This window comes from Mariniflexile ostreae (assembly GCF_042427585.1).
Classification (GTDB): Bacteria; Bacteroidota; Bacteroidia; order Flavobacteriales; family Flavobacteriaceae; genus Pseudalgibacter; species Pseudalgibacter ostreae.
The window spans coordinates 25,707-39,342 of record NZ_JBHMFC010000042.1 but is presented as its reverse complement, the minus strand read 5'-3'; the positions used below and the strand labels follow the sequence as shown (position 1 = coordinate 39,342).

The window sequence follows — 13,636 nt, the reverse complement described above, 5'->3', positions numbered from 1 at the left end:
TCGTTTTAGTGAGCATTTTTCTTTAAAACACTAAGAATTGCACTAGATATACTCGTATTAGCTTTTCTTTAAGTTTTCAATAAATTGATCAAAAAGATAGGATGCATCGTGTGGTCCAGGACTGGCTTCTGGGTGGTATTGTACAGAAAAACAATTTTTATCTTTAACCACTAATCCAGCAACAGTATTATCGTTTAAATGCACGTGCGAGATTTCTAAATCTGGATGCGCTTCCGTTTCTTCACGATTAATAGCAAACCCGTGGTTTTGAGACGTAATTTCTCCTTTTCCTGTAATCAGGTTTTTTACAGGGTGGTTAATCCCTCTATGTCCATTGTGCATCTTATAAGTTGATACACCATGCGCAAGAGCTATGATTTGGTGTCCTAAACAAATACCAAACAAAGGTAAGTTTCTTTTTAATATCGCTTTAGCGACAGCTTGTGCATCCATTAGAGGCTCTGGATCTCCAGGACCATTCGATAGAAAATAGCCATCTGGTTTAAACGCTTCCAATTCTTCAAATGTAGCATTATATGGAAATACTTTTACATACACATCCCGACTAGCGATATTTCTAAGAATATTTCTCTTTATTCCAAGGTCTAAAGCAGCTACTTTATACGTTGCGTTTTCATTACCGAAATAATAAGGTTCTTTAGTCGACACTTGAGAGGCCAACTCTAAACCTTCCATTTTAGGAACTTGTGCAAGCTGCTTTTTTAATTCCTCAACCTGATCAACATCGGTTGAGATAACAGCATTCATGGCTCCATGATCTCTAATATAGGTTACCAAAGCTCTCGTATCTACATCGGAAATGGCCAATATATTATATTTATCCAAAAATTCTTGTAAAGAACCATCTGAATCGTCTCTAGAATACTCGTAACTAAAGTTTTTTACAATAAGTCCAGCAATCTTAATAGAATCCGATTCCATTTCATCTGGATTAACTCCGTAGTTTCCTATATGTGCATTGGTAGCCACCATTAACTGTCCATAATACGAAGGATCTGTAAGGATTTCCTGATAACCCGTCATGCCCGTATTAAAACATACTTCGCCAAATGCTGTCCCTTGTTTATTGCCTACAGCTTTACCGTGAAAAATAGTGCCATCTGCTAAAAGAATAATGGCCTTTTGTCTTTTTTGATATTTCATGTATAAGTTTAAGAGATTTCTGTATAGACCTTTGCTAAGGGGTTACAGAAATAAAGTTTTACAAAATTGCATAAAAAAAAGGATAAACTAAAATAGTTTATCCCTTATATTTTAAATGCTTATTAACATTTATTCTTCTTCGTCTTTTGCTTCTTTAGAATCTACAACTGGAGCAGCAGCTGGTTTTGCACCAGCTCTTCTACTTCTTCTAGTTGTTTTCTTCTCTGGTTTGTTAGCATTATAGATTTCGTTATAATCTACAAGCTCTATCATAGCCATATCAGCATTATCACCAAGACGATTTCCAAGTTTAATGATTCTAGTGTAACCGCCTGGTCGATCTCCAACCTTTGGTGCTACATCTCTAAACAATTCAATTACGGCATCCTTTTGTCTAAGACGAGACATCACAATTCTTCTGCTATGTGTTGTATCTACTTTAGACTTTGTGATCATAGGCTCTACAAATTGTTTTAAAGCTTTTGCTTTTGCAACAGTAGTGTTTATACGTTTATGCTCAATTAATGAACATGCCATATTTGCCAACATTGCTTTTCTGTGAGCAGTTTGCCTACCTAAATGGTTTACTTTTTTTCCGTGTCTCATGACATTTTAAATTTGACATCATCTTGCTACCAGATCCATTCGGAGAGCAAAATATGAGTCGTTAATATTTATTTGTTTTGATAAGCCTATTCTATTTAAGTTTAAATAGCTTAGTCTTTATCTAATTTGTATTTGCTTAGATCCATTCCGAAATTTAAACCTTTAACCTGTACAAGCTCTTCTAGCTCTGTAAGGGATTTTTTTCCGAAGTTTCTAAATTTCATCAAATCATTTTTATTAAAAGACACTAAATCTCCTAATGTATCTACCTCTGCAGCTTTTAAACAGTTAAGCGCACGAACAGATAAATCCATATCGATGAGCTTTGTTTTAAGCAACTGGCGCATATGTAGAGATTCCTCATCATACGTTTCAGTTTGTGCAATTTCATCAGCTTCTAAAGTGATACGCTCGTCGGAGAATAGCATGAAGTGGTGAATTAAGGTTTTAGCAGCTTCTGTTAAAGCGTCTTGTGGTGTAATAGAACCGTCTGTAATTATTTCAAAAACCAGTTTTTCATAATCTGTTTTTTGTTCAACACGATAATTCTCAACACTATATTTAACGTTTTTTATAGGCGTATAAATAGAGTCTGTAAAAATAGTACCAATTGGTGCAGCTGCTTTTTTATTTTCCTCTGCAGGAACATAGCCTCTACCTTTTTCAATGGTAATTTCCATATTAAAACTCACTTTAGGGTCTAAGTTACAGATAATCATTTCTGTATTCAACACTTGGAAACCTGAAATAAATTTTTGGAAATCGCCAGCAGTAATCGTTTCCTGTCCAGATATTGAAATAGAAATAGATTCATTATCAATATCTTCAATTTGTCTTTTAAAACGAACTTGTTTTAAGTTAAGGATAATTTCTGTGACATCTTCTACGACGCCTGCAATAGCAGAAAACTCATGGTCTACACCTTCAATTCTAACTGACGTAATGGCGAATCCTTCCAAAGAAGACAATAAAACTCTTCTTAAAGCATTTCCTACTGTTAAACCATAACCTGGTTCTAAAGGTCTAAATTCGAATTTCCCTTCAAAATCGGTAGAATCAATCATGATTACCTTGTCGGGCTTTTGAAAATTAAATACTGCCATATTTGTGATTTGTATCAGTTATTATTTAGAATATAATTCAACGATGAATTGCTCGTTTATGTTTTCTGGAATTTGAATTCTTGCAGGAACAGAAACGAAAGTTCCTTGCTTACTTCCATCATTCCAAGTGATCCACTCATACACTTTACTTGAGTTTGACAAAGAGTTGTTGATAGCCTCAAGTGATTTTGACTTTTCTCTTACTGCTACTACATCACCTGCTTGCAATTGGTAAGAAGGTATGTTAACCAACTCGCCATTTACGGTAATGTGTCTGTGCGATACTAATTGTCTTGCACCGCTACGAGATGGTGAAATCCCCATACGGTATACAACGTTGTCTAGTCTAGACTCACAAAGTTGTAATAAAACTTCACCAGTAATACCTGGAGCCGTTCTTGCACGTTTAAACATTGTTCTGAATTGACGCTCTAAGATACCATAGGTATATTTCGCTTTTTGCTTTTCCATTAATTGGATAGCATATTCAGATTTTTTTCCACGACGCTTGTTCGCTCCGTGTTGACCTGGAGGATAGTTTCTTTTTTCAAAAGATTTATCTTCTCCAAAAATAGCTTCACCGAATTTTCGGGCTATTTTAGTTTTAGGACCAGTATATCTTGCCATTTAATTGTTGTTTTTAAGAGTGATCATGAATTAAGGTCTTAATCTTATCCTTCGATGCTCGTTGTTCTCTTTGTGATACTTGTTAATTATTTTTTCAGTTTGCAAATTTACGCATAAAAATTAATATCAACTGTAAAAACAGTTGATATTAATTTTTAATACATATATGTTACTAAACTCTTCTTCTTTTTGGAGGTCTACAGCCATTATGTGGTAATGGGGTAACATCGATAATCTCTGTTACTTCAATACCTGCATTATGTATAGAGCGGATAGCAGACTCTCTACCATTTCCAGGTCCTTTCACATAAACCTTTACTTTTTTTAATCCAGCTTCTGAGGCTACTCCTGCAGCATCTTCTGCGGCTAATTGTGCAGCATAAGGTGTGTTTTTCTTAGAACCTCTAAATCCCATTTTACCAGCAGAAGACCAAGAAATAACGTCTCCTTTTTTGTTGGTTAATGAAATAATGATGTTGTTGAATGAAGCGGTAACATGTGCCTCTCCAACAGCGTCAATAATAACTTTACGTTTTTTGACGCTTTTTGTATTTGATTTTGCCATAGTATTATAGTTTTTAGTTGTTAGTGATAGTCGCTAGAATCCTAAACCATTATAATTTCAAACAGATTCCTTCCAACGTCTAATTACTAAAAAACTAATTATTATTTAGTTACCTTTTTCTTATTAGCAACTGTTTTTCTTCTACCTTTTCTTGTTCTAGAGTTGTTCTTAGTACGTTGCCCTCTTAATGGAAGCCCCGATCTATGACGAATACCTCTGTAACATCCAATATCCATTAATCGCTTAATGTTCAATTGTGTTTCAGAACGTAATTCACCTTCGATTTTAAAAGTTCCAACAGCTTCACGAATGTTTCCAATTTCGTCATCTGTCCAATCTTGAACTTTTTTACTATCATCAACTTTAGCTTCAGCTAAAATATCTTTTGCTCTACTTTTACCTATTCCATAGATATAAGTTAAGGAAATAACCCCTCTTTTGTTTTTTGGTATGTCTACACCTGCAATTCTTGCCATAATTACCCTTGTCTTTGTTTAAATCTAGGATTCTTTTTGTTTATCACGTAAAGTCTACCTTTTCTACGCACGATTTTACAATCTGCACTTCTTTTTTTAACGGATGCTCTAACTTTCATCGTATATTAGTATCTATAAGTTATTCTAGCCTTAGATAAATCATAAGGACTCATTTCTAATTTCACTTTATCCCCTGGTAACAATTTAATGTAATGCATACGCATTTTACCAGAGATATGCGCTGTCACTATGTGACCGTTTTCTAATTCAACACGAAACATAGCATTTGATAATGCTTCAATAATTGTTCCGTCCTGCTCTATTGCTGCTTGTTTTGCCATAGTATAATATTTAAGCTAATGCTTTTCTATTTTTACCAGTCTTCATCAAACCATCATAGTGTCTATTTAACAAGTATGAATTTACCTGTTGCATAGTATCAATTGCAACTCCAACCATAATAAGTAGTGAGGTACCTCCGAAGAATAATGCCCAGCCTTGTTGGACATCCATAAGTTTCACAATAAAAGCTGGGAACACAGCCAAAAGCGCTAAAAATATAGAACCTGGTAAGGTAATTTGAGACATGATTTTATCTAAATACTCTGAGGTTTCAGAGCCTGGACGAATACCAGGTATAAAGCCACCACTACGTTTTAAGTCATCTGCCATTTTATTGGTAGGCACCGTAATTGCTGTATAAAAATAGGTAAATACAATAATTAACAGAGCAAATACAAGATTGTACCAAAACCCAAACATGTCAGAGAAATTGGTTTGCATCCAAGCTCCTGCGGTAGTCTCTTTCATAAAAGAAGACCCTCCAATTAAGCCTGGAACAAACATGATTGCTTGAGCAAAGATGATAGGCATTACACCCGATGCATTAAGTTTTAAAGGGATGTATTGCCTTGAACCTGCTGCTGCACTTTTTTCATATCCGCCAGAAGCGGTACGTCTTGCATACTGAACTGCAATTTTTCTAACCCCCATCACTAACATGATAGCGGCAAGAATGATTACAAACCAAATAATCAGTTCAAAAAGAATCAACATAACATTGTTTCCTTCTAGTCTAGTCGCTGCATTTTGCACAAATGCCAAAGGCAATGTAGCAATAATACCCACCATAATTAATAAGGATATCCCATTACCAATACCTTTATCGGTAATTTTTTCTCCTAACCACATGGCGAAAATACACCCTGTTACAAGTATTACTACAGAAGAGAAATAAAACAAACCCCCTGTGCCCAATAAAAAGGCACTTTGCGGAATACCTAAAGCAGGCAAACTTGCTAAATAACCAGGAGCCTGCAATAAACAGATCGCTATAGTTAACCAGCGTGTTATTTGATTAATTTTCTTTTGTCCGCTGGCCCCTTCTTTTTGTAGTTTTTGCAAATAAGGAATTGCTATTCCCATTAACTGTACTACAATAGAAGCAGAAATGTAAGGCATAATACCTAAAGCAAATACTGATGCTTTAGCGAAGGCTCCACCTGTAAAGGCATTAAGAAGACCTAATAAACCTCCATCTGCACTACTAGCTAAACCTCCTAATTGAGCGGCATCGATTCCTGGCAATGTAACTTGTGCTCCAAAACGATACACTAAAAGCAGCCCCAAAGTAACTATGATCCTGTTTCTTAGTTCCTCAATTTTCCAAACATTCTTTAACGATTCTATAAATTTCATACTTATAATATGGCTTATAACGTTACAGCTTCTCCTCCAGCAGCTTCTATAGCAGCTTTTGCTGAAGCAGTAAACTTATGAGCTGATACTTTTAATTTTGCTTTTAATTCGCCTCTACCTAATATTTTGATTAGATCGTTTTTTCCAGCCAAACGGTGAGCAAATAAGGTTTCAAAATTTACTGTATCTTCAATTTTCTTGTCGTCTACCAATTCTTGTAAAGTATCTAGGTTGATGCCTTGATATTCTACACGGTTGATATTCGTAAAACCAAATTTAGGAACACGTCTTTGAAGTGGCATTTGCCCTCCTTCAAATCCTAGTTTCTTAGAATAACCAGAACGTGATTTAGCTCCTTTGTGACCACGTGTTGCGGTACCACCTTTTCCAGAACCTTGTCCTCTACCTACTCTTTTTCCTTGATTTTTTACTGAACCTTCTGCAGGTTTTAAATTACTTAAATCCATTTTCAGTTTTATATTATTTTGTTTCTTCAACAGAAACTAAATGTGAAACTTTAGCAACCATACCAAGAATATTTGGTGTAGCATCATGCTCTTTTACTTGACCAATCTTTTTAAGACCAAGAGCTTCTAAAGTTCTTTTTTGTCTTAGCGTACGATTAATTGCGCTTTTAACCTTTGTTACTTTAATTTTTGCCATTTCTGTCTTATGATTAAGCGTTAAAAACTTGTTCAAGTGAAATACCTCTATCTCTTGCAATAGCGTTCGCATCTCTCAATTGAAGTAAAGCATCGAATGTTGCTTTTACAACGTTATGAGGATTTGAAGACCCTTGAGATTTTGATAATACGTCGTGTACACCAACAGCCTCTAATACAGTTCTTACAGCACCACCAGCGATAACACCGGTACCTGGAGCTGCAGGAATAATATTTACTCGTGCACCTGCATATTTACCCTTTTGTTCGTGAGGTATTGTTTTTCCTTTTAAAGGAATACGTACTAAATTTTTCTTAGCATCTTCTATTCCTTTTGCAATGGCACTGGCCACGTCTTTAGATTTCCCTAAACCTTGTCCTACAACACCTGCTTCGTCACCAACCACTACGATTGCCGAAAAACCAAATGCTCTACCACCTTTAGTTACTTTGGTAACTCTTTGTACACCAACTAAACGATCTTTAAGATCTAATCCACTTGGTTTAACTAACTCTGCGCTTTTATATTTTCGATACATAATTTCTTAGAATTTTAGTCCTGCTTCTCTAGCTCCTTCAGCTAATGATTTTACTCTACCGTGATATAAATAGCCGCCTCTGTCAAAAGAGATGGTTTCCACACCTACTTTTAAAGCTTTTTCCGCTAGGGCTTTCCCTACTAGTGCAGCTGCTTCAACTTTAGTAACTTTTGCAGTGTTAATATCTTTGTCTCTTGAAGATGCTGCAGCAAGTGTTTTACCCGTTACATCATCTACAAGTTGAGCATAGATTTCTTTATTACTTCTAAAAACAGATAATCTAGGTCTAGCTTCTGTGCCAGAAACTATCTTACGAATTCTGTTTTTTATTCTTGTTCTTCTTTGATTTTTTGTTAATGCCATTTCGATTTACGATTTATGATTAACGATTTAAGATTTATAGATTTACCAATTAAAATTCGTAGTTCTAAAAAAACTTACAATCGTAAATACTTTTAAGCTGATTTACCTGCTTTTCTTCTTAATACCTCACCAACAAACTTAATCCCTTTTCCTTTGTAAGGTTCTGGTCTTCTAAAATCACGGATTTTTGCCGCTATTTGACCAACAAGTTGTTTATCAAATGATGTTAGTTTTACTATCGGGTTCTTTCCTTTTTCAGATATGGTTTCTACAGTCACTTCAGGAGCGACATCTAGAATGATATTATGTGAAAAACCTAAAGCTAATTCTAATTTTTGTCCTTGGTGCGAAGCTCTATAACCTACACCAACAAACTCCAACTCTTTTGTCCATCCTTTAGACACACCATGTATCATGTTATCTATAAGAGATCGATAAAGTCCGTGCTTTGCTTTCAGGTCTTTTGTATCAGCTGCACGTGCTAAAATCACCTGGCCATCTTCAATCTTTATATCTATAGAGCTAAAATTTTGTGTTAACTCTCCTAATTTTCCTTTTACAGTTACTTCGTTATCTTTAACGTTAACTGTTACACCTTCTGGAATGGCTACTGGACTATTTCCTATTCTTGACATTTCTTTTCGGCTTTTAAATTAGTAAACGTAACATAAAACTTCACCACCTACGTTGTCTCTTTTGGCTTGTTTGCCCGTCATTACTCCATGAGAAGTTGAAACGATAGCAATCCCTAAACCATTAAGAATTCTTGGTAATTCTGTAGAACCCGCATACTTACGTAAGCCCGGTTTACTTATTCTTTGAAGTTTCTTAATTACTGGTTCTTTGGTTTCTTTATTGTACTTAAGCGCTATTTTGATAGTGCCTTGTACTGTAGAATCATCAAATTTGTAACTTAAAATATATCCTTGTTCGAATAATATTTTAGTGATTCCTTTTTTAAGATTAGAAGCAGGGATCTCAACCACTCTATGGTTGGCACGCACTGCGTTTCTAATTCTTGTCAAATAATCCGCGATTGGATCTGTGTACATAATGAATTGATTTGCGATTTTGGTTTTCAATCCCGAAAACTATCGGGATAGAACCTTAAATCTGATTATTAAAATAATATTACCAACTTGCTTTTCTAACTCCAGGTATAAGACCTTGATTAGCCATTTCTCTAAATGTTACACGAGAAAGTCCAAACGTTCTCATATATCCTCTAGGTCTACCTGTTAATTTACATCTGTTGTGTTGACGAACTGGAGATGCGTTTTTTGGTAACTTTTGTAATGCTTCATAATCGCCAGCTTCTTTTAAAGCTTTGCGTTTTTCAGCATATTTTGCTACTGTTTTAGATCTTTTCACCTCACGGGCTTTCATTGATTCTTTAGCCATATCTTAGTTCTTTTGAAAAGGTAACCCTAATTCGGTTAATAATGATTTTGCTTCTTTATCCGTATCTGCAGATGTTACAAATGTAATATCCATTCCTGAGATTTTATTAACTTGATCAATATTTATCTCTGGAAAGATAATTTGTTCGGTAACCCCTAAGTTGTAGTTACCTCTTCCGTCAAATCCTTTCGCTTTTATCCCGTTAAAATCTCTTACACGTGGTAATGCAGATGTTACTAAGCGATCTAAGAAATCGTACATTTTCTCTCCACGTAATGTTACTTTTGCCCCAATTGGCATGCCTTTACGCAATTTGAATGATGCTACGTCTTTTTTAGATATGGTAGATATAGCCTTTTGACCGGATATAGTTGCCAACTCCTCCACTGCATAGTCGATAAGTTTCTTGTCTGCTACTGCTGCTCCAACCCCTTTAGATATTACTATCTTAGTTAGTTTTGGTACTTGCATTACGTTAGTATAACCAAATTCGTCTGTAAGAGCTGCAATTACTCTGCTTTTGTACTCTTCTTTAAGTCTAGGTGTATATGCCATAACTATATTACTTCATTAGATTTTATTGAAAATCTTACTTTCTTATCGCCTTCCACTCTATATCCTACACGTGTTGTTTCTCCTTTTGAAGTTAACAATGATAAGTTAGATATATGAATAGCGGCTTCTTTTTCCACGATTCCACCTTGAGGACTTTGCGCACTTGGTTTCGTATGTTTCTTAACCAAGTTTACACCCTCAACAATCGCTTTATTCTTTTCTTTCAACACCTTTTGTACTTTACCTTCGGCTCCTTTATGGTCTCCGGCAATAACTTTAACGGTATCTCCAGTTTTTATTTTAAGCTTTGTCATCTTAAATTAATGTATTAAAGCACTTCAGGTGCTAATGATACAATCTTCATGAATTGTTTATCACGAAGTTCTCTAGCAACAGGACCAAAAACACGTGTTCCTCTCATTTCTCCTTGCGGATTTAAAAGGACACAAGCGTTATCGTCAAATCGGATATAGGATCCGTCTGGTCGTCTCACTTCTTTTTTTGTACGAACTACAACTGCAGTTGAAACAGCACCCTTTTTAATGTTTCCATTAGGGGTTGCATCTTTAACTGAAACAACAATTTTGTCTCCTACAGAAGCATATCTTCTTTTAGTACCACCTAGAACCCGGATTGTTAAAACTTCCTTGGCTCCAGTGTTATCTGCGACTTTTAATCTTGATTCTTGCTGTAACATAATTATTTAGCTCTTTCAATTATTTCAACTAATCTCCAACATTTAGATTTACTTAAAGGTCTTGTTTCCATGATCTTTACGGTATCTCCAACATTACAGTCGTTCGTTTCGTCGTGTGCAACATATTTTTTTGTTTTCAACACGAACTTACCATACATAGGGTGTTTTACTTTTTTAACCTCTGCAACCACTATCGATTTTTGCATTTTGTTACTAGTAACAACTCCTACACGTTCTTTTCTTAAATTTCTTGTTTCCATCATTTCAGCAGAATTATTGTAATTCTCTTTTAGTTAATTCGGTCGCAATTCTAGCTACGTTTCTTCTTGCAGAACGTAATTGGATTGGATTTTCTAAAGGAGATATTGCATGCGCTAATTTTAGATCTGAATAACTCTTTTTTGTCTCACCAAGTTTCTCTTGTAACTCAGCTACAGATAATTCTTTAATTTCTGATTGTTTCATAATATCAAATAAATTATGCTTCGTAATCTCTAGCGATTAAAAACTTAGTTTTAACAGGTAGCTTTTGTGCTGCTAGACGCAATGCTTCTTTTGCAACGTCCAATGGCACGCCTCCTATTTCAAATAATACTCTTCCTGGTTTTACAACGGCTACCCAATACTCAACGGCTCCTTTACCTTTACCCATACGTACTTCAAGAGGCTTTTTTGTAATAGGCTTGTCTGGAAATATTTTAATCCAAAGTTGACCTTCTCTTTTCATATAACGGGTCGCGGCGATACGAGCTGCCTCTATCTGACGTGACGTTAAAAAATTTGAATCTAGCGCTTTTATTCCAAAAGTACCGTTTGAAAGTTGGTGACCTCTCTGAGAGATCCCTTTCATACGTCCTTTTTGCTGCTTACGAAATTTTGTTCTTCTAGGCTGTAACATTTTTTTCTTACTTTATAAAAAATTACTTTCTACGACGAGGTTTGGAATTGCCATCTCTCGACGGTCCACCTTTTCCTTGCTTCTTGGACAATCCAACAAGTGGAGAAAGTTCTCTTTTACCATACACTTCACCTTTCATGATCCACACTTTCACACCTAATCTACCGTAAGTAGTGTGCGCCTCAACAAGTGCATAATCGATATCGGCTCTAAAGGTTGATAAAGGAATACGTCCTTCTTTGTAGTGTTCACTACGTGCCATTTCAGCACCGTTTAAACGACCACTAATCTGGATCTTGATCCCTTCTGCATTCATTCGCATCGTAGCTGCAATTGCCATTTTAATGGCACGTCTGTATGAAATTCTATTTTCAATTTGACGAGCAACACTCGATCCTACTAAAAAGGCATCTAGTTCAGGTCTTTTGATTTCAAAAATATTGATCTGAACTTCTTTATCAGTAATATTTTTAAGCTCTTCTTTTAACTTGTCTACCTCTTGGCCACCTTTACCAATAATGATACCTGGGCGAGCCGTCGTGATAGTAACGGTTACAAGTTTTAAAGTTCTTTCAATTATTACTCTACTAACACTGGCTTTAGATAAACGTGCGTGAACGTATTTTCTAATTTTATCGTCTTCGGCAAGCTTGTCTCCATAATCATTTCCTCCATACCAGTTAGATTCCCATCCTCTGATAATTCCTAAGCGATTTCCGATTGGATTTGTTTTTTGTCCCATACTTCTATCCTAGCTTTGTGTGTTATTGTTAGCTCCAACTACTATTGTAACGTGGTTAGAACGTTTTCTTATTCTATGTGCGCGACCTTGAGGTGCTGGACGTAATCTTTTTAACATAGATCCGCCATCCACTCTAATCTCTTTAACAATCAATTCAGCGTCTTCAAGACTAGCTTCTTCATTTTTAGATTGCCAGTTGGCAATTGCCGATAAAAGCAATTTCTCTAATTTTCCAGAAGCTTCTTTTTGGTTGAATTTTAAAATATTAAGCGCTTTCTCTACGCGTTCGCCTCTTACTAAATCGGCTACTAAACGCATTTTTCTTGGTGATGTAGGACAGTTATTAAGTTTTGCAAAAGCAATTTCTTTTTTTGCTTCCTTAATAGCGTCTGCCATTTGTTTTTTACGACTTCCCATTGCTTACTATTTTTTACCTTTATTTTTAGCACCTGCATGCCCACGGAATGAACGTGTTGGTGAAAATTCTCCAAGTTTATGGCCTACCATGTTCTCAGTAACGTATACTGGCACAAATTGACGGCCATTGTGCACTGCTATGGTTTGTCCTACAAAATCAGGTGTAATCATACTGGCTCTAGACCAGGTTTTGATAACGCTTTTTTTGTTGGTTTCAACATTAACAGCAACTTTTTTCTCTAATTTATAATGAACGTAAGGTCCCTTTTTTAATGATCTTGCCATGTCTTATTTCTTTCTACGTTCTACGATATATTTATTTGTTGGATTCTTTTTAGAACGGGTTCTATAACCTTTAGCTGGAATTCCGTTTCTAGAACGTGGATGACCACCTGAAGCGCGTCCTTCACCACCACCCATTGGGTGATCGACAGGGTTCATTGCAACTGGTCTCGTTCTTGAACGTCTACCTAACCATCGTGTTCTACCAGCTTTACCTCCAACTAACAACTGATGATCGGAGTTAGATACAACACCAATAGTGGCCATACAGGTAACAAGTATCAATCGTGTTTCCCCTGAAGGTAACTTGATAGATGCAAACTTACCGTCTCTTGCCATTAATTGAGCAAAAGACCCAGCACTACGAGCCATAATAGCCCCTTGTCCTGGACGTAACTCTACGCAAGATATAATAGTTCCTAATGGAATAAGACTAAGCGGCATAGCATTTCCAACTTCTGGAGCAATACTCTCTTTGCTTGATACTACATTTTGTCCAACTTGTAAACCATTTTGGGCAATGATGTATCTTTTTTCGCCGTCTTGATAATTTAATAAAGCTATAAAAGCGGTTCTGTTTGGATCGTACTCAATAGATTTTACTTCAGCAGGGATTCCTGCTTTATCTCTTTTGAAGTCGATAACACGATACCTCTTTTTATGACCACCACCAATATGGCGCATGGTCATTTTTCCTTGACTGTTTCTACCACCAGACTTTTTAATCGGAGCTATTAAACTTTTCTCCGGCTTATCAGTAGTAATGGCGTCAAATCCATTAACTACTCTAAATCGCTGTCCTGGTGTGATTGGTTTTAATTTTCTTACTGACATCTGTCTT

The 13,636-nt window shown here is 35.9% G+C and carries 26 protein-coding genes; all 26 read right to left on the bottom strand.

The window, feature by feature from the left end; translation table 11 throughout:
• Positions 1-57: 57 nt before the first annotated feature.
• Positions 58-1,164, bottom strand: a complete 1,107-nt coding sequence (gene carA / locus ACFFU9_RS10080; RefSeq protein ID WP_379861307.1) for a glutamine-hydrolyzing carbamoyl-phosphate synthase small subunit — start codon at positions 1,162-1,164, stop codon at positions 58-60.
• Positions 1,165-1,293: 129 nt separating this feature from the next.
• The gene (gene rplQ / locus ACFFU9_RS10075; RefSeq protein ID WP_379861306.1) at positions 1,294-1,770 is read right to left on the bottom strand and encodes a 50S ribosomal protein L17; all 477 of its coding nucleotides are present in this window, start codon (positions 1,768-1,770) and stop codon (positions 1,294-1,296) included.
• A gap of 110 nt (positions 1,771-1,880) precedes the next feature.
• The gene (locus ACFFU9_RS10070) at positions 1,881-2,873 is read right to left on the bottom strand and encodes a DNA-directed RNA polymerase subunit alpha (RefSeq protein WP_379861305.1); all 993 of its coding nucleotides are present in this window, start codon (positions 2,871-2,873) and stop codon (positions 1,881-1,883) included.
• A 21-nt stretch (positions 2,874-2,894) separates the two neighbouring features.
• Entirely contained in the window at positions 2,895-3,500 is a 606-nt protein-coding gene (rpsD, locus tag ACFFU9_RS10065) for a 30S ribosomal protein S4 (protein WP_379861304.1), read from the bottom strand.
• 172 nt (positions 3,501-3,672) lie between these two features.
• Positions 3,673-4,065 (bottom strand): 30S ribosomal protein S11, encoded by a 393-nt coding sequence (gene rpsK / locus ACFFU9_RS10060; RefSeq protein WP_379861303.1) that lies wholly within the window; start codon positions 4,063-4,065, stop codon positions 3,673-3,675.
• Between the two features lie 101 nt (positions 4,066-4,166).
• The gene (rpsM, locus tag ACFFU9_RS10055) at positions 4,167-4,541 is read right to left on the bottom strand and encodes a 30S ribosomal protein S13 (protein ID WP_379861302.1); all 375 of its coding nucleotides are present in this window, start codon (positions 4,539-4,541) and stop codon (positions 4,167-4,169) included.
• 2 nt (positions 4,542-4,543) lie between these two features.
• Entirely contained in the window at positions 4,544-4,660 is a 117-nt protein-coding gene (gene ykgO, locus ACFFU9_RS10050; RefSeq protein ID WP_013305171.1) for a type B 50S ribosomal protein L36, read from the bottom strand.
• Positions 4,661-4,666: 6 nt separating this feature from the next.
• Positions 4,667-4,882, bottom strand: coding sequence for a translation initiation factor IF-1 (gene infA, locus ACFFU9_RS10045; protein ID WP_028289261.1), 216 nt, complete (start codon positions 4,880-4,882; stop codon positions 4,667-4,669).
• 10 nt (positions 4,883-4,892) lie between these two features.
• Positions 4,893-6,239 carry a preprotein translocase subunit SecY gene (gene secY / locus ACFFU9_RS10040; protein ID WP_379861301.1) on the bottom strand — a complete coding sequence of 449 codons (1,347 nt, stop codon included), beginning with the start codon at positions 6,237-6,239 and terminating at the stop codon, positions 4,893-4,895.
• Between the two features lie 14 nt (positions 6,240-6,253).
• Positions 6,254-6,706 (bottom strand): 50S ribosomal protein L15, encoded by a 453-nt coding sequence (gene rplO, locus ACFFU9_RS10035; RefSeq protein WP_379861300.1) that lies wholly within the window; start codon positions 6,704-6,706, stop codon positions 6,254-6,256.
• A 13-nt stretch (positions 6,707-6,719) separates the two neighbouring features.
• On the bottom strand, positions 6,720-6,902 hold the full coding sequence (gene rpmD, locus ACFFU9_RS10030) for a 50S ribosomal protein L30 (protein WP_379861299.1): 183 nt from the start codon (positions 6,900-6,902) through the stop codon (positions 6,720-6,722).
• A 13-nt stretch (positions 6,903-6,915) separates the two neighbouring features.
• Positions 6,916-7,440 (bottom strand): 30S ribosomal protein S5, encoded by a 525-nt coding sequence (gene rpsE, locus ACFFU9_RS10025; RefSeq protein WP_379861298.1) that lies wholly within the window; start codon positions 7,438-7,440, stop codon positions 6,916-6,918.
• 6 nt (positions 7,441-7,446) lie between these two features.
• Positions 7,447-7,803, bottom strand: a complete 357-nt coding sequence (gene rplR, locus ACFFU9_RS10020; protein ID WP_379861297.1) for a 50S ribosomal protein L18 — start codon at positions 7,801-7,803, stop codon at positions 7,447-7,449.
• A gap of 92 nt (positions 7,804-7,895) precedes the next feature.
• Positions 7,896-8,438: a 50S ribosomal protein L6 gene (gene rplF, locus ACFFU9_RS10015; RefSeq protein WP_379861296.1), complete on the bottom strand. Its 543-nt coding sequence runs from the start codon at positions 8,436-8,438 to the stop codon at positions 7,896-7,898.
• A gap of 18 nt (positions 8,439-8,456) precedes the next feature.
• Positions 8,457-8,855, bottom strand: a complete 399-nt coding sequence (rpsH, locus tag ACFFU9_RS10010) for a 30S ribosomal protein S8 (protein WP_379861295.1) — start codon at positions 8,853-8,855, stop codon at positions 8,457-8,459.
• A gap of 79 nt (positions 8,856-8,934) precedes the next feature.
• The gene (gene rpsN, locus ACFFU9_RS10005; protein ID WP_379861294.1) at positions 8,935-9,204 is read right to left on the bottom strand and encodes a 30S ribosomal protein S14; all 270 of its coding nucleotides are present in this window, start codon (positions 9,202-9,204) and stop codon (positions 8,935-8,937) included.
• Between the two features lie 3 nt (positions 9,205-9,207).
• Entirely contained in the window at positions 9,208-9,759 is a 552-nt protein-coding gene (gene rplE / locus ACFFU9_RS10000) for a 50S ribosomal protein L5 (protein ID WP_379861292.1), read from the bottom strand.
• A gap of 2 nt (positions 9,760-9,761) precedes the next feature.
• Positions 9,762-10,073, bottom strand: coding sequence for a 50S ribosomal protein L24 (gene rplX, locus ACFFU9_RS09995; protein ID WP_379861291.1), 312 nt, complete (start codon positions 10,071-10,073; stop codon positions 9,762-9,764).
• 14 nt (positions 10,074-10,087) lie between these two features.
• Positions 10,088-10,456 (bottom strand): 50S ribosomal protein L14, encoded by a 369-nt coding sequence (gene rplN, locus ACFFU9_RS09990; RefSeq protein WP_027126041.1) that lies wholly within the window; start codon positions 10,454-10,456, stop codon positions 10,088-10,090.
• A 2-nt stretch (positions 10,457-10,458) separates the two neighbouring features.
• The gene (gene rpsQ, locus ACFFU9_RS09985; protein WP_379861341.1) at positions 10,459-10,716 is read right to left on the bottom strand and encodes a 30S ribosomal protein S17; all 258 of its coding nucleotides are present in this window, start codon (positions 10,714-10,716) and stop codon (positions 10,459-10,461) included.
• A gap of 13 nt (positions 10,717-10,729) precedes the next feature.
• Complete coding sequence (gene rpmC / locus ACFFU9_RS09980; RefSeq protein ID WP_379861290.1) at positions 10,730-10,921, bottom strand: 50S ribosomal protein L29; 192 nt, start codon at positions 10,919-10,921, stop codon at positions 10,730-10,732.
• A 13-nt stretch (positions 10,922-10,934) separates the two neighbouring features.
• Positions 10,935-11,354, bottom strand: a complete 420-nt coding sequence (rplP, locus tag ACFFU9_RS09975) for a 50S ribosomal protein L16 (RefSeq protein WP_379861289.1) — start codon at positions 11,352-11,354, stop codon at positions 10,935-10,937.
• A gap of 22 nt (positions 11,355-11,376) precedes the next feature.
• Complete coding sequence (gene rpsC / locus ACFFU9_RS09970; protein WP_379861288.1) at positions 11,377-12,096, bottom strand: 30S ribosomal protein S3; 720 nt, start codon at positions 12,094-12,096, stop codon at positions 11,377-11,379.
• A 9-nt stretch (positions 12,097-12,105) separates the two neighbouring features.
• Positions 12,106-12,513 (bottom strand): 50S ribosomal protein L22, encoded by a 408-nt coding sequence (rplV, locus tag ACFFU9_RS09965; RefSeq protein WP_379861287.1) that lies wholly within the window; start codon positions 12,511-12,513, stop codon positions 12,106-12,108.
• A 6-nt stretch (positions 12,514-12,519) separates the two neighbouring features.
• A complete protein-coding gene (gene rpsS / locus ACFFU9_RS09960; protein ID WP_379861285.1) occupies positions 12,520-12,798 on the bottom strand; it encodes a 30S ribosomal protein S19 in 279 nt (92 codons plus the stop codon).
• Between the two features lie 3 nt (positions 12,799-12,801).
• Positions 12,802-13,629, bottom strand: coding sequence for a 50S ribosomal protein L2 (rplB, locus tag ACFFU9_RS09955; RefSeq protein ID WP_379861284.1), 828 nt, complete (start codon positions 13,627-13,629; stop codon positions 12,802-12,804).
• Between the last annotated feature and the right edge of the window lie 7 nt (positions 13,630-13,636).